The organism is Micromonospora sp. B9E7, from assembly GCF_039871815.1.
GTDB lineage: Bacteria > Actinomycetota > Actinomycetes > Mycobacteriales > Micromonosporaceae > Micromonospora.
Window position 1 is genome coordinate 107,075 of record NZ_JBDPLX010000020.1, and the last position, 20,995, is coordinate 128,069.

Below are 20,995 nucleotides of genomic sequence, written 5' to 3' on the forward strand. Positions count from 1 at the left end.
GCACTGGTCGCGATGGGACGTAAACGGGCGGCTGACCGGGTGGTCGAGCAGGTGGACACCGGGCAGGCCGAACTCGTTCCGGATCCGGACCGGTCGGGTTCGTGGACGCTGCTGCTGGACGGCGCGCCGCAGTCGCACGTGGACCTGACCGATCCCACCCATCTGGAATTCGAGTATGTCCGGCGACTGGCCGCCGCGGTGGACCTGATCGCGCCGGCCGGTGAGCCGTTGCGGGTGCTGCACCTGGGCGGTGGGGCCCTGACCCTGCCCCGGTACGTGTCCGCCACCCGGCCCGGGTCGACGCAGCGGGTGTCCGAGGTGGACGGTGCGTTGGTGGAGTTGGTTCGCCGGGCGTTGCCGTGGCCGTCCGACGCGCGGCTGCGGGTCCGGGTGGAGGACGCCCGGGCGGTGTTGACCTCCACTCGGGACGCGAGCTTCGACGTGGTGGTCGCCGACGTGTTCGCCGGTGCGCGTACCCCGGCTCACCTCACGTCGGTGGAGTACGCGTCGGAGGTGGCCCGGGTGCTCCGCCCCTCGGGTTGGTACCTGGCGAATCTGGCCGACGGCCCACCGCTGCGGCACGCACGCGGGCAGGTCGCCACGATCCGCTCGGTGCTGCCGCAGGCGTGTCTGGTGGGGGACGCGGCGGTGCTGCGTGGCCGTCGGTACGGAAATCTGGTGCTGGTCGCCGGGCGGACCACACCGCCGGTGCCGGAGCTGACCCGGCGCGCTGCCGGCGACTGGTTCCCGGGTCGGGTGGTGGCCGGCGACGAGTTGGACCGCTTCACCAGCGGCGCCCAGGTTGTCCGGGATGCCGACGCGACCGGTTCCGATCCCCCGCCGCCGGGCCTGTTCTCGGTACGCCGCTGACCGCGCGCACCTGCCTGACTGTGCGCTCCGACAGCGGCACAGAATTTTTTTTCCGCGGTTCGTTGATCCGTTCGGGACGGTGGTGCGTACCACCGGGCGGCCCGCCTCGTGGGCCGACGTTGGTGACGGAAACCCCGGAGGTCTGCATGCATGCGGTGGCGGCCGGCTGGCATGGCGACGCGGTACGCGCTGACTGGTTGTCGGCGCGGTCCTCGTCGCGGCCGACCTCGTCTGCCCGGGGGGTCGACGCGCGAGCGACGTCTCGCCAGAATGGTCCGGTGACGCCGCGACCGGCGCCCGGGCGCCATCAGGCGACGACGACCGAGGCCAGCCACTCCGACCAACTGATCAAGCTGCTCTACGCCGAGCACGCTGGTCCCTTGCTGATGTTCGTCATGCGCCTCACCGGGGGGGACCGGCAGCGCGCGGAGGACATCGTCCAGGAGACGCTGCTGCGGGCCTGGCGCAACGCGCACCGCCTGGGCACGCAGGGGCAGGGTTCGCTGCGACCGTGGCTCGTCACGGTGGCCCGGCGGATCGCCATCGACGAGCACCGCAGCCAGGAGGCCCGGCCGCCGGAGACGTACGACCGGGACCTCACGGCGTTCGCCGAGGCGGACAGCACCGACCGGGTGCTGCGCACGATGACCGTCGCGGACGCCCTGCGTACGCTCAGTCAGTCGCACCGGGAAATCCTGATCTCGACGTACTTCCGGGGGCGGACGGTGCCGGAGGCCGCCGAGGAGTTGGGGCTGCCGCTCGGCACCGCCAAGTCGAGGGTCTACTACGCGCTGCGCGCGCTGCGCACGGCTCTGCAGGAGCGGGGGGTGACAGAATGAGCCGGCCGGACCACATGGACGTCGCGGCGTACGCGCTCGGTGTGCTCGACGAGCAGGATACCGAGCGGTTCGAGGAGCATCTCGCGACCTGCTGGGCGTGTGCGGCGGAGTTGGAGACGATGGTGCCGGTGGTGGGGCTGCTCTCCGACATCGACGGCGAGACGATGATGGCGATGGAGCAGACCGCGACCGACCCGGCGCTGTTGAACCGGACTCTGGGCGCGGTGCGGGCTGACCGTCGGCGTACCCGGTTTCGTCAGATGTTGGCGACCGCCGCCGCGGTGGTGGTCTTCGGCGGTCTGACCGGGTACGGGTTCGTCAGCGTGACGGACAACGACCCGGCGCCGGGGGTGCTCGCCGATTCGACGCCGAGTGCTCCGAACGACCCGCAGACGAGTGGGCCGACGGCTCCGCCGAGTGGCCCGGGTGTGGGTGGCACCGAGGAGGAGGGTGACCAGGTCGACGCGACCGACCCGACCACGGGTGTCCAGACGACCGTGTTCCTGGTCAAGCGGGACTACGGCACCCGGATCAACTTCAGCCTGCGGAAGTTGCCCGGCCCGCGCATCTGCCGGTTGGTGGTGATGCGCAAGAACGCCGACCCCGAGGTGATCTCGACCTGGTCGGTGCCGGAGGGTGGTTACGGCACCAATGCCCGCCCGCAGGGTCTTGAGTTGACTGCCTCGACGTCTGCTCTGGTCAGTGACATCAAGCAGCTCCAGGTGCAGTCGGTCGACGGCAACGGTGTGGCGAGTCCGCTGGTCACCGTGCCCATGTAGGTTCCGCGTACGGTATCGGCACCGGTCATTTTCACAATGACCGGTGCCGATCTGTCGTTGGGGAAAGTCATCCGTGCAGGGGCGTACGGATCTCCGCTCGATTCGGTTCAATCAAAGAACGTGAAATTGACCACTGTTACTTCTTCAACCTTGACAGCCCACACCCCGTACCTATGGGTGAACTGCCAAGAATGAGGAGGGCACGTGGCACAGATGAAGCGGACCGTCATCGTCGCGAGCGCGATGGTCGCACTAACGGCCTGCGCTCCCGCAGGTTACGACGGGGCGAACTCGAGCGCGGTTGAGCCGGTCGCCGTCGCCGCGGCCGAGCCCACCGCGTCGGTCGCACCTGAGGCCTCGGCGTCCGCGGAGGCGCCGGTCGCCGACGCGCCGCCCGCGAACGTCGAGCTGACCGAGAAGTTGATCGGCAAGAGCGTCGCCCGGATGGGCAAGGTGGTCACCGACGAGGACGGGTGGATCCTGTACCGATTCGACAAGGACACCGCCGACCCGCCGTCGTCCAACTGCGTCGACAAGTGCGCCGAGGTGTGGCCCCCCGCGCTGACCGACGGCAACCCGCAGCTCACCGGCGTCTCGGACGACAAGGTCAGCAGCGTGACCCGCCAGGACGGCACCCGTCAGCTCACCGTCGGCGGCTGGCCCGTGTACCGCTACATCGGCGACAAGAAGCCCGGCCAGTGGAAGGGCCAGGCTGTCGGCGGCACCTGGTTCGTGGTCCAGCCGGACGGCAAGAAGAACCTGAGCTGCCTGCCCACCTCCACGCCGAAGGCGGTCGCACCGCCGTCGGACAGCGGCGCGAGCGACGCCGGAGGCTCGGGCTACTCGTACTGAGCCCCGCACCACGGGATCACGGTGGTCGGTCGTCGCCGGGGAGGGCGCGGCCGGCCACCGGTCGTACGCGGGACGTCGGCACACCGGTGGTGCCGACGTCCCGTCCGGCACGTGGCAGAGTGGGCGGGTGACCGCGACCGAACCCGCCGCGACCAGGGTGTTCCGCCCCCCGGTCGGCTACCGGCTGGCGGCCTCGGTCCGCGCGCTCACCTTCAGCCCGTACGACCCGTGCGCCCGCGTCGCCGCCGGCACCTTCTGGTGGGCCGCCCGCACCCCGGACGGCCCGGCCACCCTCGCCCTGCGGTCCGCCGGCGGCGAGTTGCTCGCGGAGGGCTACGGGCCGGGCGCCGAGCACGTCCTGGACCGCGCCGACGCGATCGCCGGGCTCCGTGACGACCTGACCGGCTTCGCCGAGCTGGCCGCGGCACATCCACTGGTCGCCCGGCTGGCCCGGGAGCACCGGGGGCTACGGATGCCGACGACCGGGCAGGTCTTCCCCCGGCTGCTGCGCGCGATCTTCGAGCAGAAGGTCACCGGCAAGGAGGCGTACCGGGCGTACGCGGCGACCGTGCGGCACTTCCGGGAGCCGGCCCCTGGTCCGTTGCAGCCGCTGCTCCTGCCACCTGAGGCCGCCGCGGTGGCCGCCACCCCGTACTGGGTGTTCCACCCGTTCGGGGTCGAGCAGCGGCGGGCCGACACGCTGCGGCGCGCCGCCGCGCTCGCCGACCGGTTGGAGCGCAGCGCCGACGCCGCCGACGCCACCCGTCGGCTGACCGCGGTCCCCGGCATCGGGCCGTGGACGGCCGCGGAGGTCGTCCGGATCGCGTACGGGGACCCGGACGCGGTCAGCGTCGGCGACTACCACATCCCGAACACGGTGGCCTGGGCGCTCGCCGGCGAACCGCGGGGCGACGACGCCCGGATGCTGGCCCTGCTGGAGCCGTTCCGAGGTCACCGGGGCCGGGTGTGTCTGCTGCTGGAGGCGGCCGGGATCCGGGCGCCGAAGTACGGTCCGCGCGCCCCGATCCGTTCGTTCGCCCGTTACTGAGTCGCCGCGTTCAGCGGCCGGCGCAGAGCCGACGCAGGGTGCGGCCGAGCCACCAGGCGTACGTGTGCTGCACGCCCCGAACCGCCGGGCCTGCCGCGCGGGTGAACCAACGGTCCGGCCGGCTGAACGCGCGGACCTCGAACCAGACCGCGCCGGAGTCGTCACGGACCACCTCGAACGCCTCCTCGCCCCGCTCCGGGTGCCCCGGCAGGGTGCCGTAGCCGAAACCGGCGAGCGTGGGCGAATCCACGCTCCAGACCACCTGGCACGGCCCCCAGAGGCGGGCCGGGCCGACACCGAGGCCGGCGGTCACCAGCACACCCTCGGTGGCCCGCGGCGCGTCGGTGCGCATCCGGACGCCGGCGGCGCGGTGCAACCGCCAGCTCAGCACCGCGTCGGCGGCCGTCTCGAAGCAGCCGCCGGGCAACGGATACCGGTGGCGCAGGTGGTGGTACCCGCCGGGCAGCGGCCCGTGCCGGGTCGACCCCACCTCCGGGTACGTCAGCTCGGCCACCGTTCCCCCTCGACCTCGACCGGACACGGTCAGGGTACGGCCGGCCCGGTCGGGTCGTCCGTACTCCGCCGGGAGCAGTGTGACACCGTCGTTCAGCGCCGTTCGCCCTCCTCAGTGGAGGCGGGTTCGGCGTGGGTCAGGCGGCCTCGCGCAGGTCGGCCAGAGTGAGCGGGGTACGCCGGCGCAGCAGCTCCTCCAGCTCCGGCACCGACCCGACCTCGCCGAGCACGTTGCGCCCGCCGCCGAACCGCTCCGGGTAACGGCGGGTCAGCCGGTAGCGGTAGCGGCCCCGGATCAACTCGACGCTCACCCGCCACCGCCCGCAGCAGTCACAGACCCACTCGGACACCTCGCGAAGGTAGCTCTGACCTGCGGATATTCGATTCGGTCGGTCAGGACGAGGGGGCGCAGCGGCGGACACGCCACCCTGCGGCCCACGGTGATCTGCCTCACGACTGTCGGTGCCGTCTGATTGACTGGTCGCCGTGGACCTGCCGATCAATCCTCCGGTCGAGCCGATGTTGGCCAAGAGCGTTCCCAAGCTGCCGACCACGCCCGGGGTGACCTACGAGCCCAAGTGGGATGGTTTCCGGTGCATCGTGTTCCGCGACGGCGACGAGGTCGAGCTGTCCAGCCGGGGCGGAAAGTCGATGACCCGTTACTTTCCCGAGGTGGTCGAGCAGGCCCGCCGGCAGCTGCCCGAGCGGTGCGCGGTCGACGGTGAGCTGATCGTGATCCGGCGCGACGGGCCGAGCGGCCAACCCCGGCTGGATTTCGAGCTGCTGGCCCAGCGCGTGCACCCGGCCGCGTCCCGGGTCAAGATGCTGGCCGAGACCACTCCGGCCGACTTCGTGGCGTTCGACCTGTTGGCGATCGGCGACGAGGCGCTGCTCGACCAGCCCTACCCGCGCCGCCGCGAGCGGTTGGTCGAGGCGCTGGCCGGGGTGCGTCCGCCGGTGCACGTCACCCAGGTCACCACCGATCCGGACACCGCGCGTCGGTGGTTCGACGTGTTCGAGGGCGCCGGGCTGGACGGGCTGATCGTCAAGCCGGCCGACCTGCCGTACGAGCCGGGCAAGCGGCTGATGTTCAAGGTCAAGCACGCCCGCACCGCCGACGCCGTGGTGGCCGGGTTCCGCTGGCACAAGTCCGGCCCGGTGGTGGGCTCGCTGCTGCTCGGCCTCTACGACGACTCCGGGGTCCTGCACCACGTGGGCGTGAGCGCGTCGTTCAGCATGGCCCGGCGGGCCGAGTTGCTCGACGAGCTGGCGCCCTACCGGGACATCGGTGGCGAGCACCCCTGGGTGCACGGCGACCACGAACGCGGCCAACGCATCCCGGGTGGCGTGAGCCGGTGGACCGGCACGAAGAACCTGGAGTGGGAGCCGGTGCGCCCGGAGCTGGTGGTCGAGGTGGGCTACGACGCGATGGAGGGCGAGCGGTTCCGGCACACCGCCCAGTTCGTCCGCTGGCGCCCGGACCGTGATCCCCGATCCTGCCGCTACGACCAACTCGACCGCCCGATCCGCTTCGATGTGGACCAGGTGCTGCGCGGCGACCCGACGGCCACCGTGGACCGGGCCGCCAGCGGCTCGGCGTAGCCTGGCCGTCGACCCGACCTCGGAGGATCACGTGACCCGCACCGCCGACCGCTCTCGGATGGCGTCCAGTCGCCGGGGCCGGCGCACCCTCGCCGCCTTCGTCGTTGCCGCGCTGCTCACCGCCGGCTGCACGCTGCCGGCGTTCGCGCCACGCACCGAGGTGCAGGGCGAAGCCGCGCCGACCGGCAGCGCACCGACCTGGCGGCCCTGCCCCGAGGTGCCCGAGGAGCTGGTCGGGCGTGGTGCTCCGGACATGCGCTACGAGTGCACCCGGATCGCGGTGCCGCGCGACTGGGGCACCGGCAGTGGGGCGACGGCCGGCCCGGGTGCCGGGCAGACCTTCGAGATCGCCCTGCTGCGGGCCCGGTCCACAAAGCAGCGCGACCGGGTCGGCTCGTTGGTGGTCAACCCGGGCGGCCCGGGCGGCTCCGGCGTCGACACCGCCGTCTACCTGTCCTTCGGCACCCAGTTCGGCGGGCTGCCCCCCTCGATCACCGAACGTTTCGACATCGTCGGCTTCGACCCGCGCGGGGTTTCCCGGTCCAGCCCGGTCAAGTGCATCTCCGACGCCGACCTGGACGCCAGCTTCGGCTTCGACCCGGACCCGACGAGCCAGTCGGCGTTCGACGACTTCGTCGGTCTGAGCCAGCGGATCGGGCGCGGCTGCGGCGACCGGTACGGCGACCAGTTGCCGCTGTACGGCACCGAGCAGGCCGCCCGCGACATGGACGCGGTGCGTGCCGCCGTGGGCGACGACAAACTCACCTACCTCGGTTACTCGTACGGCACCCTGCTCGGCGCCACGTACGCCCAGCTCTACCCGCAGCGGGTGCGGGCGTTGGTGCTCGACGGCGCGGTCGACCCACAGCAGCGGCTGGTGGAGGGCTCGGAGAGCCAGGCCCGCGGCTTCGAACGAGCCTTCACCAACTTCACCCGCTGGTGCGCGGCGAACGCCGGCCGCTGCCCGATCGCACCGGACGCGCGCGCCGCGGTGACGGCGGCCATCGACAAGGCCAAGGTCTCTCCGGTACGCGGGACCGACGGCCGGGAGGCCACCGCCGGCTGGGTGTTCTACGCGGTCATCTCCTCGCTCTACACCGAGTCCGGTTGGCAGGAGTTGGCTCAGGCGATCGACCGGCTGGGCGAGGGTGACCCGAAGGACGTGTTCCGGCTCGCCGACTCGTACGCCGGCCGGGAGGACGACGGCCACTACTCGAACCTGTTCGACGCCAACCTGGCCATCAACTGCGCCGACGAGACGGAGAAGCCGAGCCGGGAGCAGATCCGGCAGTTGCAGTCGGAGTGGCGCGGAAAATATCCGCTGTTCGGGCCGGCTCTCGCGGTCGGCATGCTGAGCTGCGTCGAGTGGCCGGGCGGGCGCGACCCGTACCCGACCGGTAAGGCGAACGGCGCGCCGCCGATCGTGGTGGTCGGCACCACCGGTGACCCGGCGACGCCCTACGAGCAGACCCCACGGCTCGCCTCGATGCTGGGCGTCGGCCGGGTGCTCACCTGGGAGGGCGAGGGGCACACCGCGTACCCGCAGACCTCCTGCATCACCGCGGCGGTCGACGCCTACCTGATCGACTTGACCGTTCCCAGGGAGGGGCTTCGCTGCCCGGCCCGGTGACCGGCCGGGTCGGTGGCAGCGGCGGCAGCTCGATGCCGTGCCGGGTGGCCAGCTCCTCCAGCAGCGCCCGCATCCGGCGCACGTCGGCCTTGAGCTGTTCCTGCTCCTCGTGCTCGAAGGCGTCGTCGTCGACGATGAGCCGGCTGGCGAAGTGCGCGGTGATCAGCGGAATGACCAGCAGCACCATGGTCGAGATCAGCAGCGCGGCGAGCACGCGCCCCGCCCAGCTGGTCGGTGAGATGTCGCCGTACCCGACGGTGGACGCGGTCACCACCGCCCACCAGACCGCGTCGGCGGGGTTGCGCTGCTCGACCTCGCCGTAGATGACCCCGGCCACCACGATCATCAGCAGGTACGAGGTGATCAGCGTGCGGGGTGAGTTCGCGAACCACACCAACGCCCGGTAGATCCAGCGGAACGGCAGCAGCAGACTCTCCATGCCGCCCATGCTGCCCTCCAGGAGCAACGGGCACCGGCCCATCCGCCCATGTCGCTGTGCCAGGCTCACCGACATGACCGATGTGATCTTCCGCGAGGCGGTCCGGGCCGACCTGCCCGCCGTCATCGCCCTGCTCGCCGACGACGTCCTGGGCAAGGCCCGTGATTTCACCGAGGTCGACGAGGCCTACGAGAAGGCGTTCGCGGACATCAGCGCGGACCCGCGCAACCAGCTCATCGTGGCCGAGCAGAACGGTGAGCTGGTCGGCTGCCTGCAGATCACCTACATCCCGGGCCTCGGTCGGCACGGCAGCGAGCGGTCGCTGATCGAGTCGGTTCGGGTCCGCTCCGATCGTCGCGGCCAGGGGCTGGGCCGGGACCTGATGACCTGGGCGATCGACCAGGCCCGGCAGCGCGGCTGCGCCCTGGTGCAGCTGACCACCGACAAGACCCGCGCGGACGCGCACCGCTTCTACCTGGGCCTCGGCTTCGTGGCCAGCCACGAGGGCATGAAGCTGGCGCTCTGACCAGGCCAGCCGTCAGCCGTCGACCAGCCGGCCGTCGCGCAGCACGAGGACCCGGTCGGCGAGGTCGATCAGGGCCGGGTCGTGCGTGGCGACCAACGCCGTCATGCCCCGGGCGTGTACCACCGCGCGCAGCAGGTCCATGATGGACCGTCCGGTCTCCGAGTCGAGCTGGCCGGTCGGCTCGTCGGCGATGAGCAGGTCCGGCTCGTTGGCCAACGCGCGGGCCACCGCGACCCGCTGCTGCTGCCCACCGGACAGCTCGTACGGGCGTTGTGCCGCGTGCCCGCCCAGGCCGACCAGCTCCAGCAACACCGCGACCCGCTCTTCCCGCTCGGCCGCCGGCACCTGCGCCAGCCGCAGCGGCACACCCACGTTCTCGGCGGCGGAGAGGATCGGCACCAGCCCGAAGGTCTGGAACACGAACCCGACGGTGCCCCGGCGCAGCCGCAACAGCTCCGCCTCGCCGGCCGAGGTGACGTCGTGCCCGGCCACCACCACCTGACCGCTGTCCGGTCGGTCCAGCCCGCCGACCATGTTCAGCAGGGTGGTCTTGCCGGCCCCGGACCGGCCCCGGACGGCGACCAGCTCGCCACGGTTGGCCGTGAACGAGACGTCCCGCACCGCGTGCACGGCGTGCTCGCCCCGGCCGAAGGTCCGGCTTACCCCACTGACCCGGACCACCTCACCGGGGTGTTCCGAGGGCACACCACCGAAACCGGCCGCGCCGGTCACCACCATGTCCCGACGGCTCATGCCCGTGCTCCCCGCTCGTCCGTGGCCCGTTCACCGGGCCGTACCTGCACATGGTCGGGCTCCAGGTCGAGCCGGACCCGTTCCTTCAGCGAGAGCGCGTCGACGAACGCCGCCGGTAGCTGCATCCGGCCGTTGCGGTCCAGCACCGCGTACTCCTCGCTGACCAGCTCGGTGTTGCCGTCCGCGCCGATCCGAGCGGTCCGGCGTACCTCGGAGGCGGTCCGGCCGTCGCGGATCGCGACGGTCCGGCGGACCTGCGTGGCCACGGCGTGGTCGTGGGTGACGACCACGATGGTCACGCCCAACTCGGCGTTGATGGTGCGCAGCGCCGCGAAGACGTCCGCGCCGGTCGCCTCGTCGAGCTCACCTGTCGGCTCGTCGGCGAAGAGCACCTCCGGGTCGTTGGCCACGGCCACCGCGACCGCGACCCGCTGCTGTTCGCCGCCGCTGAGCTGCCCCGGCCGCCGGTCGGCGCAGTAGCCGACGCCGACCATGTCGAGCAGTTCCCGGGCCCGCTGCCGGCGCGCCCTGCGACCGAGTTTGCCGGCCAGCTCCATCGGCAGCTCGACGTTCTCCCGCGCGTTGAGGTACGGCAGCAGGTTGCGACCGGTCTGCTGCCAGACGAACCCGACCAGCTCCCGCCGGTAGCTCAGCCGCCGCTTGGCGGACAGTGAGAGCAGGTCGTAGTCGGCCACCCGGGCGATGCCGGCGGTCGGCGTGTCCAGACCGGAGAGGATGTTGAGCAGGGTCGACTTGCCCGAGCCGGACGCACCGACGATCGCCACCAGCTCACCCCGGTCGATGACCAGGTCGAGCCCCTGCAGGGCGACCACCTCCACCCCCTCGGTCTTGAAGATGCGCACCAGGCCGTCGCAGACGATGTGCCCGCGCAGGCGGTCCTGCCCGCCGGCCCGGTCGGCGGCGCGTTGCGCGGCCCGCTGTTGCAGGGCGGCCAGGTCCGGCACCAGTGGAGTCTGGGCGGTAGCGGTCATCTCAGCTCTCCTCTCCGAGCCGAAGCACCTCACCGAGGCGCAACCGGCGGTTGTTCAGGGCCTCGACGGCGACCGCGAAGCCGAGGGCGACCGCCCCGAGCGCGAGCACCGCGGCGACCAGACTGGGCTCGAAGGCCACCTGGACCGGCACACCACTGGTGAACGCGGACAGGCCGAGCACCGGGTTGAGCAGCAGGGGCAGCACCGCACCGACCAGCGCACCGGTCAGCACCGACACCGCGACCAGCGGGGTCAACTCGACCAGCAGCAGCCCTCGCCACTGTCGGCGGGACAGGCCGAGGGTACGCAGCCGGGACAGCACCTGGCCCCGGGCACGCGCACCGGCGAGCACGGTGAACGCGATGGCGAGCAACCCGAGCACACTGCCGCCCACGGCGCCGGCCACGAACCCGAACGCCAGCATCCCGTTCGCCCCGCCGTTACCGAGATCCCGGCGGACGTCCGTCCGGGTGTCGACGGTCACCCCGATCGGCCGTTCCCGACCGGTGACCGCTCCGCCGCTCTGATAGCGCTCCTGCCCCTGGTCGCCGGCTCGGCGCAGCGCCTCCGCGTCCAGCGGGTCGCCGGCGATCAGCAGGCTGGACGGCGCGGGTGTGGTGGTCCGCTCCGGGAGTGCCTGCCAGGGCAGGATCACGAAGCGGCTGGCGTCTGCCGGCACCAGCGGAAAGTCGTCCTCGGTGCCGGCCACCCGGAACCCGTACCGTTGCCCCTGCACCGAGATGAAGGCGGAGTCGCTCAGCCCGGCCTTGGCCAGGTCGGCGGCGACCGCCGGTGAGACGATCGCGGGCAGCGGCCCCGGGCCGGGTCGAGCGGTGCGCAGCGCGTCCGGCACCGGCAGGTCCACCTCGGATTCGCGGGCCACCGTGTCCAGTCCCGAACCGTCGACCAGCAGCACGTCCGTCGCGAAGAGCCGCGCGTCAGTGCCGACCTCGTCGGACGCCAGCCGCTCGTCCTCCTGGTACACGACCCGGCTGACGGCCCGGACCCCGGGCAGGCGACCCAGTTCGTCGATCGTGTCGGGGGCGAAGCGCTCCCCGCGGATCACCGCGTCGGCGGGCACGATCTGCGCGGCGGCCCGGTCCCGGCTCGCGTCGACTCCGGCGGCCACGACCGCGCAGAACGCGGCGGTGCCGATCGCCAGCACCACGACGACCAGCGGGGCGGCGACCGCCGCGCGCCCGGCCCGCGCGGTGCCGAGGAAGGCGACGCTGCCCCTGGTCCGCGCGGCAAGCCGGCTGACCAGCAACAACGGCCAGGGGTACGCCCGCAGCGCGAGCACCGCCGCGGCGATCGCGAGTAGCACCGGTACCGACACCAACAGCGGGTCCACCTCACCCAGGGTGAGGCCACGTCGGCGCAGCAGCACCGCGGCGAGCCCGGCCAGCAGCAGCAGGGAAACCTCGACGGTGAGCCGACGGGCCGACGGGCGCACCCGGATCAGGTCCCGGCGGGCCGCCCCGCCGGCCGGTACGGCCAGCGTCGCCAGCGGCAGTGCGAGCGTGACCAGCACCGTCGCCCCGATGACGTACGGCGTGGTGGGGTCCGGGTCCCCGGGGAACAGGGTGCCCAGCCACCAGCCGAGCGCGGCGGCGATGGGCACCACCAGCACCGATTCCGCGAGGCTGCGGCGGGCGCCGGCGGTGGCCGCGCCACCACGGGCTCGCAGCAGCACGAACTCGGAGCGGCGCCGTCGGATGGCGAGGCCGGCGGCGAGCACGATGAGCCCCGCCAGCGTCGCCAGGACGCCGGCCGCGATCACCGCGAGCAGGGTCCGGGCAGCGTTGACCTGTACGGCGAACGCGCGCATCGGAACGTCGACGCCCAACGTCACCGTGAGATCCGCCGGCTTGCGGCGTTGCAGTTCCTGCAGGCCGTCGATCATCTGGTCCAGGTGGCGTGCGTCGATGGTGTCGACGCCGAGCCGGTACCGCCAGGTGGACTGGATCGGCCAGCCGGCAGCGGCCCGCTTGTTCAGCGGCGACTGGGCGACCACACCGACGATGGTGAACGGCTCCCCGTCGCCGCGCGGTTCGATGACCCGCAGCAGCTGTGGCAGCCCGTCCCAGATGCCGTTCGCGCGGTCGACGGGGCGGAACAGCCCGCTCACCACCAGCGGGGCACCGTCGACGAGTCTGCCCTTGTCGTCGGTGTTACCGATGCGCAGTTGGCTGCCGGCGCGCAGGTTGAGCTTGCGGGCCACGTCGACGTCGAGCGCCACCTCGATCGGCCGGTCCGGCACGTACGTCTCGCTCGGCCACGTCCCCTCGACGAGGGTGCTGGCGCCCTGGACGTCGGGTACGGCCCGTAGGCCCAGGTCGACCAGCAGGTTGCGGGCCTTGAGGTCCGGCCCGACCACACGGGCCGGTGGGGTCTCGACGGTGTACCACCGCTCGGTCACCGCCGAACGCACCTGCGGCGGCAGATCGGCGGCCAGGGCGTCGAACCGTTCGATCGCGTCACCCATGGCCGTGTTCCTGAACGTCGCGGTCCCCATGCCGGTGGTGTACGAGATGTCCCGGCGGGCGGCCGCCTCGCTGTTCAACTGCGCCCGCAGTCCCTGTTCGGCGAGCCGGTTGACCAACCGGGGCACTCCGCTGATCAGCAGCGTGACCACCAGGGTCAGCACCGCCAGCAGCAGGAACTGCCCGCCGTACGTCCGGACCCGCCGGACGGCCGCGCCGACGCTCATCGTTCTCCCCCGATTCGCAGCTGCACCGCCGCCACCCGCTGACGGATGCCGGTGGCGATGAACGCGCTGAAGGCGAGCGCCGCCAGCAGCAGACCGACCGCGGTCAGTCCGATCGGAACCCAGGGCAACGCGAACGTCGCCGGGGGGATCGGTCGACCGGCGGCCGGGGTGAGGATGACCAGTGGTGCCATGGTCGCGCCGACCGCGGCACCGAGGAGCAGCCCGACCCCCACGCCGATGCCGGCGAGGAAGGTCTGTTCGGCCAGCAGCGCCCGGGCCATCAGCCGGGGCGTCGCGCCGAGGGTGTGCAGCACCGCGAACTCGCCGAGCCGCCGCCGGGCGGTGGCCCAGACGTCCACCATCAGGCCGACGAGGGCGAGTAGCACCGCGCCGAGCGCCGCGGCGAGCATCCCGGTACGCGAGCCCTGCCAGTACGGGTCGGCGGCGGCAGCCTCGTACACCGCTTCCCGGTTGAGCACGGTGACTCCGGGCAGTTCACCGGCCGCCCGGGCGGCAGCGGTCGCGTCGGCGGCGCCGACCCACCACTCGGGTACGGGTCGCACCGTGCCACTGCCCCGGATCAGCGTGTCGACGGCCGTGGGCAGGTCCAGCAACACGCCCTCCCCCAGGGTCGCCGGCACGGCGCTCAGCTCACCGACCAGACGCACCGGCAGCGTCGCCCCGGAGAGCGTCAGGTCGACGGTGTCGCCGACGTGCAGGCTCAGCGCCTCGCGGACACCGGGGGTCATCAGCACGGGAACGGGCTTGCTCTCCCCACCGGGCACGACGGTGAACCGGGTCGGCGGCTGGTACGCGAACTGCCCGCCGGGGATCACGTCCACCGCGTGGGCCACGTCGAAACCCGTGGCGGTGGACCGTACCGACGTGGGTTTCTCGCCGGGTGCCGTCATCATCCAGTCGCCGCTCAGGTCGGCGGGCCGGGTCGTGCCGTCGGCGGTGACCACCGACAAGCCGTCCACCTGAAGTCGGTAGGAGTTGCCGGCAGCCAGTCCGCCGTCGGCTTCGAACCCGGCCAGCCGCAGTCGCGCCTCGCCCACGTCGGGCAGTCGCACGGTGAACCGGGTGGCCCGGCCGTCGCTGCCGGCTTCGGCCGCCGGCAACCGCAGGGCGAGCCCGTCGGAGCTGGTGACCAGCAGCGTCACCGCGACCCGCAGCGAACGGCTGGCGTTGCTCACCGGGGTACGGACCGTGCCGGTTATCGAACGAGCATCGGCGGGCAACTCGACGCCAGCGGGAACCCCCCGCGCCCCGACCATCCGCCCGTACTGCTCCGACGCGGGTCCGTCGCCCAGCCGGTCGGCGAGACGGACGACCCCGGAGGCGCTGGCCGGGTCGACACCGATCACGGTCGCCGACAGGTCCTCCCGTCCGACCCGGATCTCGTCCCGCCACGCCGGCAGCACCCGGTCGACGCCCGGCAGCGCGGCGAGTTGACCGGCCCGGGTCGGCGGGGCGGCCCCGGCCCGTTCGGTCACCCGGAGGTCCGCGCCGACCGTGTGCCCGGCCTGCTCGACCTGGGATCGCTCCCCGGTGCTGACCAGGGACCAGGCCAGGGTGCTGCCCCCGACGGCCAGGGCCAGCAGCAGCACCGGGCCGGCGTGCGGACGCCGGCCGGCCTGCCACATGCCGAACATGGTGGCGGTCCACGGACGTCGGTCGACGAACCGCTCCGCGAACCGGGTGAGCGGCGGAAGCACCCGCAGCGCCAGCACCGCACCGGCCAGCACGCCGAGCGTCGGAGCGGCGACCAGCAGCGGGTCGAGCCCGAGTTGGCCGCCCGAGCCGGCCAGCGGCGAGGCGTACCGACGAAGCTGCACCCAGGCGAGCACGGCGAGCGCCACGAGCACCAGGTCGACGCTTGCGCGTTGGACGCTCGCCGACCGGTTCGGCCGGGATCGGGCCGCCATGTCGGCCACGTACGTGCCGGCGCCGCGCAGCGTCGGGAGGACCATGGCGACGAGGCAGCCGGCTGCGGTGGCCGCCGCTGCCGCCCAGACCAGGGTGGTGTTGCCGCCGGCGGTGGAGAGGGACGCCGACCCGCCGGGTCGGATGTACCGCAGCGCCTCACCGGCGATCAGCGGACCGAGCACGGCGGCCGGGGCGACCACCAGGGTCGCCTCCCGGGCGGCCAGGCCGGCCAACTGCCGGCGGGCGGCGCCGCGGGCACGCAGCAGCGCGGTCTGCGGGCGGCGGTCCTCGTGCAGGAGCGCGGCGACCAGCACCAACGCGTACCCACCGAGCACCAGGATCAGCAACAGCGGCGTCGCCAGCGAGGAACGACCCACCAGGTCCGCGCGGGCGATCCGGTCCAGCAGCGTCTCCATCTTGGTTACCGCCTGCCCGGAGCTGCCGAGCTGAGCGGCCTCGGGCACGGCCGAGGTCGCCTCGGCCAGGGCTTTCCGCACGGCGGGCAGGTCGGCGGTGTCGACGCCGCCGAGGTCCGGTTGGGCCAGCCAGGACGCCGACACCGAGCCCGGGAAGGTAGCCGCGAAGTCGGCCGGGTCGAGCGTGAACGGCCCGTACGAGGTGCCGGAACCGGCGCTGCCCGCTCCCACCCCCGGGGCCAGCAGCCAGTACGCGTCGGTCGGGTCGCGGGGCCGCCAGGTGCCGGCGAGCACCAGTTCAGCGCGTCGTTCGGTGGCACGGTCGCGCACCGGGACGCGTTCGCCGACGGTGAGGCCCAGCGCTCCGGCAACCCGCTCCGGCAGGCTCACCTCGACGGGGTTCGCGCCGGGGCGGGGCCAGGCTCCGGCGGTCAACTCCGCGTGGCCGGCGAGGTCCTCCAGCGTGGCCAGGTTCGCGAAGATCGGCTCGTCGTCCGGACGGAGGACCTGCCCGAGGTCGCCGGTCAGCTCCCGGCCGGTGCCGTACCGGGCGGCGGCGACGATGACCGGGGCGCCGGCGAGCCCGTCGGCGAACTCCGCGCGGACCGCCTTGTCCCGGTTGGCGAACTCGGCCGCGTCACGTCCACCGGAGCCACTGACCAGGAGTCCGCGCTCCTCCGCCGGCGAGGCGGCGACCAGGGCTCGCTGCCCGGCGTCCACCGCCCGGCGGTTGTAGTCGGACAGCCCGGTGACCAACGCGACGGCGACGAGGGCGGCGATCACCGCGGCCACCAGCAACCCTCGCGCCTCGCGGGCCCGCCTCCACACCAGCTTCATCCGACGCCTCCCCTGGCCCTGGTGGGCCGACGACCATCTAGACAGGCCACCTACCGGGAAAGGTTCGCGCCCGTTACATGATCGTTATTGCGGGAGGAGTCGGCCGAAGCCGGGCGGCTAACTGCCGCGTCGACGGTTGCGGATGCCGAACACCACCGCGCCGATCACCAGCACGACGCCGATGAGCTGCAAGCCCGGGGAGTCGTCGGCCCCTCCGAGCACGATGCCGGCGATGCCGAGCGCGACCCCGAGGATGGCGACGACGGTCAGGACGTACCTCATGGGGTTTCCTCCTCCACCCACTCGAGCAGGTCTCCGGGCTGGCAGTCGAGCACCCGGCACATCGCTTCCAGGGTGCTGAAACGGACGGCCTTGGCACGGCCGTTCTTGAGCACCGCCACGTTGGCCGGCGTGAGCCCGACGCGCTCGGCGAACTCACCGACGCTCATCTTGCGCTTGGCCAACTCGACGTCGATGCGGACGACGATGGGCATCAGATCACCGCTTCCATGTCGCTGCGCAGCGTGGTGGCCTGCCGCAGCAGCGCACGCATCACCACCATGAGGAGCCCCAGCACGGTGACGCCCACCGTCAGCAGGAACAGCAGGAGGGGTACTCCCGGGTCGTCCGCGTTGAAGCCGACCCAGAGGAAAACCCCCACGAGGACCACCCAGGCGGCGGCGATGGCCCAGACGATGGCGTCCACCCACTTGAGGGACGCCTCGGTGAAGATGCGGTCGTTCTTCACCAGGCTGAGCAACTGCCACGTCGCGACGATGACCACCTGGACGCACAGCACCCAGAACACCGTCACGGCGGTCGCCGGCCAGCGCAGGTGTGCGTCCTGCGGCGACTGCTCAGCCATGTACGCGAACTGACCGGGCAGCGAGAGGGTCTGGAACACGACCAGGACCCCGAACAGCACCACGAGAAAGACTCTGAGAGCGGCGACCGCTCGATGCTCTGTAACCATGCATCGAGTTTCGCTCGTTACCTATCGAAAGTCAATCGGTCTGTTCCCTGCCACCTCCGGGCGCGACGACGTCACCCGCCGGCAACGGTCTCGCCTTCTGCGGGTAGATCGTCTCGTGCCGGGCCAGCATGGCGACGAACTCGACGATCTTCCGCTCGCGGGTCTCCACCCGTTTCACCGCGTTGAGGCGGTGGATGAGGGCGAACCGGTTGGTCTTGGTGAGCACGTCGAGCATGGCCTGCGCGGCGGGCTCGGCGGCGATGGCGGCGAGGAGGTCGGCCGGCACCTCGGCCTCCGACGGTGGGGCGTAGGCCGCCGCCCACCGACCGTCCGCCTTCGCCGCCTCCACCACGGCACGCCCCGCCGGCAGCATCCGCCCCTGCTCCTCCAGCCGGGCCACGTTCGCCACGTTCCGTTGCGACCAGGCACTACGCGGCCGGCGCGGGGTGAACCGGATCCACGAGGACCCCTCGTCCCGTTTGCGGGCCCGCCCGTCGATCCAGCCGAAACACAATGCCTCGTCGACCGCCTGCTGCCAGGTCAGCGTCGTGACCGTGCCGCCCTTCTTGGTCAGGGCGAGCCAGACCCCGGGCGACGAGGCGTGGTTGGCCGACAACCAGGTGCGCAACGCGTCGGCATCCGCCACGACCAACTCAGCCAGCTCGGCGCTCGTCATGCCGGCACGCTATCCCCCGGGTCCGACAGTCGGTGACCACCGTGGGACTCGACCAGCGCGTCCACCACGACGTCGGCGTCGGCGTCGGCCACGTCCGCCGGGTACTCCGGCAGCAGGTCGTCCCAGACGACCAGCCACGACCCGAACAACTGGGCCTGCCCCTCCGGCCGGGCGAAGAACCAGATGTGCAGGTGTGCGCCACCATCCCCGAAGCGGTAGACGTGGGCCCGCGAGATGTGCGGCAGCGCCTGCACGTGGCGCGCGATCCGGGTGCTCAACAACCCCAGTTCGGCGGCCAGTTCGTCGGGCAGATCCTCCATGTCGTGGTGCTCACGCGGCAACAGCATGAGCACCAGCGGGACGCCCACGCCCTTGATCCGGACCAGCCGCCAGCGCTCGTTGAACCAGATCCCCTCGTCCTGGTCACGGCAGGCACCGCAGTCCGACGGGTCCTCGCCGTGCCGGGCCGGCTCCGGCAGCACCGGCGGCCGCAACGGCGACACCCGAAGTCCGTCCGGTTCGAACGGGCTGATGTCCCACCCTGTCATGCGGGCCAACGGAAGCCGGAGCTCGCCGTCCGCAGTGGCGAGCGCGTGGTCGTAGAACTCGTCCGGTCGCAAGGCCATGCGGCAGAGACTAGTACGAGATGATCCACATTGGCCCCGGCCGGAAGCGCGCACCTGAGCCGCCGCTACGGCGACGGGAGGAGGTTGCGCATGACCGTCGACCCGATCGGGCGGAAAGCAGGGACCCGGTCTTCTTCGACAGCACCGATCGCCGGATCGGACGGCTGCTCCTGCTGTGCCTGGTGGTGGCCCTGTCCGGGCCGAGGAGATGTCCGGGCCGAAGGGGATGTCCGAACCGAGCCTGGCCGGGCTGCCGCTCTCGGCTGCTCGACTGCCGCCAGGCGCGTCTCGACGTCGGTGCGGCGGCCTTCTTCGCGGTCCTGGCTGGCTCTGCTTTTGGATGGGTTTCCGCATGCGGCTGACCGCCCGGCGCGACCACTTCGAGGTGCCCGCCCCACAGTTGAGCAGGCGGGAACGACGGCCCTGGAGACGACCGACCAGTTGCTGAAGCGGCGTTTGCCCCCTGCACGATGGCGGTCACAGAGTCGGTCTGCGCAAGCGCGGCGGTCTGCTGTGGACGGTCTGCCTGGCGGCTCGCCGCAGTTGTCACGTCGCACCCCGCCCGAACAGCAGGTGACCGGAGCGGTGGCCGGTCGGCCTACGTTCGTCGGTGGTAGTGGTTGCGGCGCGGCAGTTGCTCGGGGTCGAGCCAGGCTGGTGGCACGAACTCGGGGTGCCCGTCGTCGCCGAGCCGGACGACCCAGTCGGCCTGGTGGACGTGCCGGTGGTGATGACCGCAGAGCAGCACGGCGTTGTGGAGGTTGGTGGTGCCGCCGTCGGCCCAGTGCCGGATGTGGTGGGCAGCGCACCAGCGCGGTGGACGGTCGCAGCCCGGGAACGCGCAACCGCCGTCGCGCAGCACGAGAGCCCGGCGCAGCGCACCGGTGACGAGACGCCGTTGCCGACCCACGTCGAGGACCTGGCCCGCGCCGCCGAGGACGGCGGGCAGGATGGCGGCGTCGCAGGCCAACCGCCGCACGGTGTCGGGGGTGAGCTGGAGGCCGATGTCGAGCGCGCCGGCGGAGAGCTGCCGCGTCAGCCCGTCGTAGCCGGTGGTGACGACGATCTGGGCCGGATCGCCACCGCTCTCGGGCAGCTCACCGGTGCGCAGGGCGAGCCGGCACACGTCGGCGAGTGCGTCGTGGCGACGCTGGCCGGCGCAGCGAACGTCGTCAGGGCCGGCGGGTGCGCTCAGCGGGTCGATGGCGGCGCGTAGCAACGCGGCGGCCTCCGCGTCGAGGATGCCGTTGAGCCGGAGCCGCCCGCCGGCCTGTTCGGAGATGGTGACGTGCCGGTCGCGGGTTGCCCGGGCGGCCTCGGCGGCCAGGGCCGCCGCGGCGGCGGCATCGGCGAGGTCGGGAGCGACGTGGTCGAGAATCCGGGCGCCCATCCGACGCAGCAGGCTGGGGTCGAACTGCGCCGCCCACTCGACCAGCACACCGACCGCCTTGTCGGCCACCTCGGCGCCCGCCGACGCCGACACCGTGGCGGCCGTGTCGGCGATGACGCGAGCCTGCTCCACACTGACCGCCCCGCCCGCCAACGCCTCCCGCACCGCGGGTGGAGCGACGTCGACCGAGGCCGCGAGGCTGACCAGCCGACGCGCGGCAGCGACGTCGAGCCGCAGGCGATGACGCAGCCACACCGTCGTCGAGGACGCCCCCTGCGCGACCGCGGTGCCCCGACCGTCCAGCTCACGCACGACCGCCAACTGCACCGCCGCCAGCCGCTGCTGTAACCGGTGCGTGGCGTCGAGCGCTGCGATCAGATCGTGCTCGGAGAGAGCCCAGGCGGCGGCGTCGGCGCAGCTCGCGACCGCACTCTCCGCCTGCACCAACTCATCGATCACAGGCAAATTCTAGAACAGGTGTGCCAATTAGCGGGTTGCTGTGGGTTGTTCATAAGGGCGTTGCGCACAAAGAGTGCGGCGCGCCGTGGATCTTGACTCGTTCAGGAGGTTGCTGAGACCGGTCTGAACAAGGGGA

21 protein-coding genes are annotated in these 20,995 nt (G+C 72.4%); 8 read left to right on the top strand and 13 right to left on the bottom strand.

Translation table 11 applies throughout. The features are described 5' to 3' along the window. Positions 1–12: 12 nt before the first annotated feature. The 5 genes from ABGB10_RS26390 to ABGB10_RS26410 all read left to right on the top strand — a co-directional run bounded on the left by ABGB10_RS26390 (position 13) and on the right by ABGB10_RS26410 (position 4,388). A complete protein-coding gene (locus tag ABGB10_RS26390) occupies positions 13–870 on the top strand; it encodes a fused MFS/spermidine synthase (protein WP_347663656.1) in 858 nt (285 codons plus the stop codon). Between the two features lie 146 nt (positions 871–1,016). Then, positions 1,017–1,709 carry a sigma-70 family RNA polymerase sigma factor gene (locus ABGB10_RS26395; RefSeq protein ID WP_088990817.1) on the top strand — a complete coding sequence of 231 codons (693 nt, stop codon included), beginning with the start codon at positions 1,017–1,019 and terminating at the stop codon, positions 1,707–1,709. Further along, entirely contained in the window at positions 1,706–2,488 is a 783-nt protein-coding gene (locus ABGB10_RS26400; protein ID WP_347663657.1) for a zf-HC2 domain-containing protein, read from the top strand. Before ABGB10_RS26395 ends, ABGB10_RS26400 begins: the two co-directional genes overlap by 4 nt. 204 nt (positions 2,489–2,692) lie before the next feature. After that, positions 2,693–3,340 (top strand): hypothetical protein, encoded by a 648-nt coding sequence (locus ABGB10_RS26405; RefSeq protein WP_347663658.1) that lies wholly within the window; start codon positions 2,693–2,695, stop codon positions 3,338–3,340. 127 nt (positions 3,341–3,467) lie between these two features. Then, positions 3,468–4,388, top strand: coding sequence for a DNA-3-methyladenine glycosylase 2 family protein (locus ABGB10_RS26410; protein WP_347663659.1), 921 nt, complete (start codon positions 3,468–3,470; stop codon positions 4,386–4,388). 10 nt (positions 4,389–4,398) lie between these two features. On the opposite strand, the gene ABGB10_RS26415 is transcribed toward ABGB10_RS26410, so the two are convergent. After that, positions 4,399–4,902 carry a DUF1990 domain-containing protein gene (locus ABGB10_RS26415; RefSeq protein ID WP_347663660.1) on the bottom strand — a complete coding sequence of 168 codons (504 nt, stop codon included), beginning with the start codon at positions 4,900–4,902 and terminating at the stop codon, positions 4,399–4,401. Positions 4,903–5,038: 136 nt separating this feature from the next. Then, positions 5,039–5,251 carry a hypothetical protein gene (locus tag ABGB10_RS26420; protein ID WP_347663661.1) on the bottom strand — a complete coding sequence of 71 codons (213 nt, stop codon included), beginning with the start codon at positions 5,249–5,251 and terminating at the stop codon, positions 5,039–5,041. Positions 5,252–5,387: 136 nt separating this feature from the next. Between ABGB10_RS26420 and ABGB10_RS26425 the strand changes: the two genes are divergently transcribed. Together ABGB10_RS26425 and ABGB10_RS26430 are read left to right on the top strand one after the other, a co-directional pair. Further along, positions 5,388–6,503 (top strand): ATP-dependent DNA ligase, encoded by a 1,116-nt coding sequence (locus ABGB10_RS26425; RefSeq protein ID WP_347663662.1) that lies wholly within the window; start codon positions 5,388–5,390, stop codon positions 6,501–6,503. A gap of 58 nt (positions 6,504–6,561) precedes the next feature. Beyond that, on the top strand, positions 6,562–8,133 hold the full coding sequence (locus ABGB10_RS26430; protein WP_347663681.1) for an alpha/beta hydrolase: 1,572 nt from the start codon (positions 6,562–6,564) through the stop codon (positions 8,131–8,133). Here ABGB10_RS26430 and ABGB10_RS26435 read toward each other — a convergent pair. Then, the gene (locus ABGB10_RS26435; protein WP_347663663.1) at positions 8,060–8,572 is read right to left on the bottom strand and encodes a potassium channel family protein; all 513 of its coding nucleotides are present in this window, start codon (positions 8,570–8,572) and stop codon (positions 8,060–8,062) included. The two genes, ABGB10_RS26430 and ABGB10_RS26435, sit on opposite strands and share 74 nt — an antisense overlap. A 73-nt stretch (positions 8,573–8,645) precedes the next feature. Here ABGB10_RS26435 and ABGB10_RS26440 point away from each other — a divergent pair, with 73 nt between their 5' ends. Beyond that, positions 8,646–9,098: a GNAT family N-acetyltransferase gene (locus ABGB10_RS26440; RefSeq protein WP_347663664.1), complete on the top strand. Its 453-nt coding sequence runs from the start codon at positions 8,646–8,648 to the stop codon at positions 9,096–9,098. A 12-nt stretch (positions 9,099–9,110) separates the two neighbouring features. Here ABGB10_RS26440 and ABGB10_RS26445 read toward each other — a convergent pair whose 3' ends face one another. From ABGB10_RS26445 to ABGB10_RS26490, 10 genes are all read right to left on the bottom strand, one after another. Further along, positions 9,111–9,836 (bottom strand): ABC transporter ATP-binding protein, encoded by a 726-nt coding sequence (locus ABGB10_RS26445; RefSeq protein WP_347663682.1) that lies wholly within the window; start codon positions 9,834–9,836, stop codon positions 9,111–9,113. An 11-nt stretch (positions 9,837–9,847) separates the two neighbouring features. Further along, the gene (locus tag ABGB10_RS26450; protein WP_347663665.1) at positions 9,848–10,843 is read right to left on the bottom strand and encodes an ABC transporter ATP-binding protein; all 996 of its coding nucleotides are present in this window, start codon (positions 10,841–10,843) and stop codon (positions 9,848–9,850) included. Position 10,844: 1 nt separating this feature from the next. Further along, entirely contained in the window at positions 10,845–13,553 is a 2,709-nt protein-coding gene (locus ABGB10_RS26455) for an FtsX-like permease family protein (protein WP_347663666.1), read from the bottom strand. After that, entirely contained in the window at positions 13,550–16,735 is a 3,186-nt protein-coding gene (locus ABGB10_RS26460) for an ABC transporter permease (RefSeq protein ID WP_347663668.1), read from the bottom strand. Before ABGB10_RS26460 ends, ABGB10_RS26455 begins: the two co-directional genes overlap by 4 nt. A 117-nt stretch (positions 16,736–16,852) precedes the next feature. Beyond that, positions 16,853–17,017: a hypothetical protein gene (locus tag ABGB10_RS26465; protein ID WP_347663669.1), complete on the bottom strand. Its 165-nt coding sequence runs from the start codon at positions 17,015–17,017 to the stop codon at positions 16,853–16,855. Further along, positions 17,014–17,229: a helix-turn-helix transcriptional regulator gene (locus ABGB10_RS26470; RefSeq protein WP_030336216.1), complete on the bottom strand. Its 216-nt coding sequence runs from the start codon at positions 17,227–17,229 to the stop codon at positions 17,014–17,016. The genes ABGB10_RS26465 and ABGB10_RS26470 overlap by 4 nt, the downstream gene beginning before the upstream one ends. Then, complete coding sequence (locus tag ABGB10_RS26475; protein ID WP_347663670.1) at positions 17,229–17,708, bottom strand: DUF2975 domain-containing protein; 480 nt, start codon at positions 17,706–17,708, stop codon at positions 17,229–17,231. Before ABGB10_RS26475 ends, ABGB10_RS26470 begins: the two co-directional genes overlap by 1 nt. Positions 17,709–17,739: 31 nt before the next feature. Further along, positions 17,740–18,384, bottom strand: coding sequence for a YdeI/OmpD-associated family protein (locus ABGB10_RS26480; protein WP_347663671.1), 645 nt, complete (start codon positions 18,382–18,384; stop codon positions 17,740–17,742). Next, the gene (locus tag ABGB10_RS26485; protein WP_347663672.1) at positions 18,381–19,010 is read right to left on the bottom strand and encodes a hypothetical protein; all 630 of its coding nucleotides are present in this window, start codon (positions 19,008–19,010) and stop codon (positions 18,381–18,383) included. The genes ABGB10_RS26480 and ABGB10_RS26485 overlap by 4 nt, the downstream gene beginning before the upstream one ends. Before the next feature lie 598 nt (positions 19,011–19,608). Then, complete coding sequence (locus ABGB10_RS26490) at positions 19,609–20,859, bottom strand: DUF222 domain-containing protein (protein ID WP_347663673.1); 1,251 nt, start codon at positions 20,857–20,859, stop codon at positions 19,609–19,611. Positions 20,860–20,995 lie beyond the last annotated feature (136 nt).

What these genes read in the sequence shown, in the direction of transcription:
- ABGB10_RS26430 (WP_347663681.1), top strand. Translation starts at nt 6,562, where the DNA reads ATGGCGTCCAGTCGCCGGGGCCGGCGCACCCTCGCCGCCTTCGTCGTT.
- ABGB10_RS26455 (WP_347663666.1), bottom strand. Translation starts at nt 13,553, where the DNA reads ATGAGCGTCGGCGCGGCCGTCCGGCGGGTCCGGACGTACGGCGGGCAG.
- ABGB10_RS26440 (WP_347663664.1), top strand. Translation starts at nt 8,646, where the DNA reads ATGACCGATGTGATCTTCCGCGAGGCGGTCCGGGCCGACCTGCCCGCC.
- ABGB10_RS26470 (WP_030336216.1), bottom strand. Translation starts at nt 17,229, where the DNA reads ATGCCCATCGTCGTCCGCATCGACGTCGAGTTGGCCAAGCGCAAGATG.
- ABGB10_RS26390 (WP_347663656.1), top strand. Translation starts at nt 13, where the DNA reads ATGGGACGTAAACGGGCGGCTGACCGGGTGGTCGAGCAGGTGGACACC.
- ABGB10_RS26395 (WP_088990817.1), top strand. Translation starts at nt 1,017, where the DNA reads ATGCATGCGGTGGCGGCCGGCTGGCATGGCGACGCGGTACGCGCTGAC.
- ABGB10_RS26480 (WP_347663671.1), bottom strand. Translation starts at nt 18,384, where the DNA reads ATGACGAGCGCCGAGCTGGCTGAGTTGGTCGTGGCGGATGCCGACGCG.
- ABGB10_RS26460 (WP_347663668.1), bottom strand. Translation starts at nt 16,735, where the DNA reads ATGAAGCTGGTGTGGAGGCGGGCCCGCGAGGCGCGAGGGTTGCTGGTG.
- ABGB10_RS26445 (WP_347663682.1), bottom strand. Translation starts at nt 9,836, where the DNA reads ATGGTGGTGACCGGCGCGGCCGGTTTCGGTGGTGTGCCCTCGGAACAC.
- ABGB10_RS26475 (WP_347663670.1), bottom strand. Translation starts at nt 17,708, where the DNA reads ATGGTTACAGAGCATCGAGCGGTCGCCGCTCTCAGAGTCTTTCTCGTG.
- ABGB10_RS26450 (WP_347663665.1), bottom strand. Translation starts at nt 10,843, where the DNA reads ATGACCGCTACCGCCCAGACTCCACTGGTGCCGGACCTGGCCGCCCTG.
- ABGB10_RS26400 (WP_347663657.1), top strand. Translation starts at nt 1,706, where the DNA reads ATGAGCCGGCCGGACCACATGGACGTCGCGGCGTACGCGCTCGGTGTG.
- ABGB10_RS26485 (WP_347663672.1), bottom strand. Translation starts at nt 19,010, where the DNA reads ATGGCCTTGCGACCGGACGAGTTCTACGACCACGCGCTCGCCACTGCG.
- ABGB10_RS26435 (WP_347663663.1), bottom strand. Translation starts at nt 8,572, where the DNA reads ATGGAGAGTCTGCTGCTGCCGTTCCGCTGGATCTACCGGGCGTTGGTG.
- ABGB10_RS26465 (WP_347663669.1), bottom strand. Translation starts at nt 17,017, where the DNA reads ATGAGGTACGTCCTGACCGTCGTCGCCATCCTCGGGGTCGCGCTCGGC.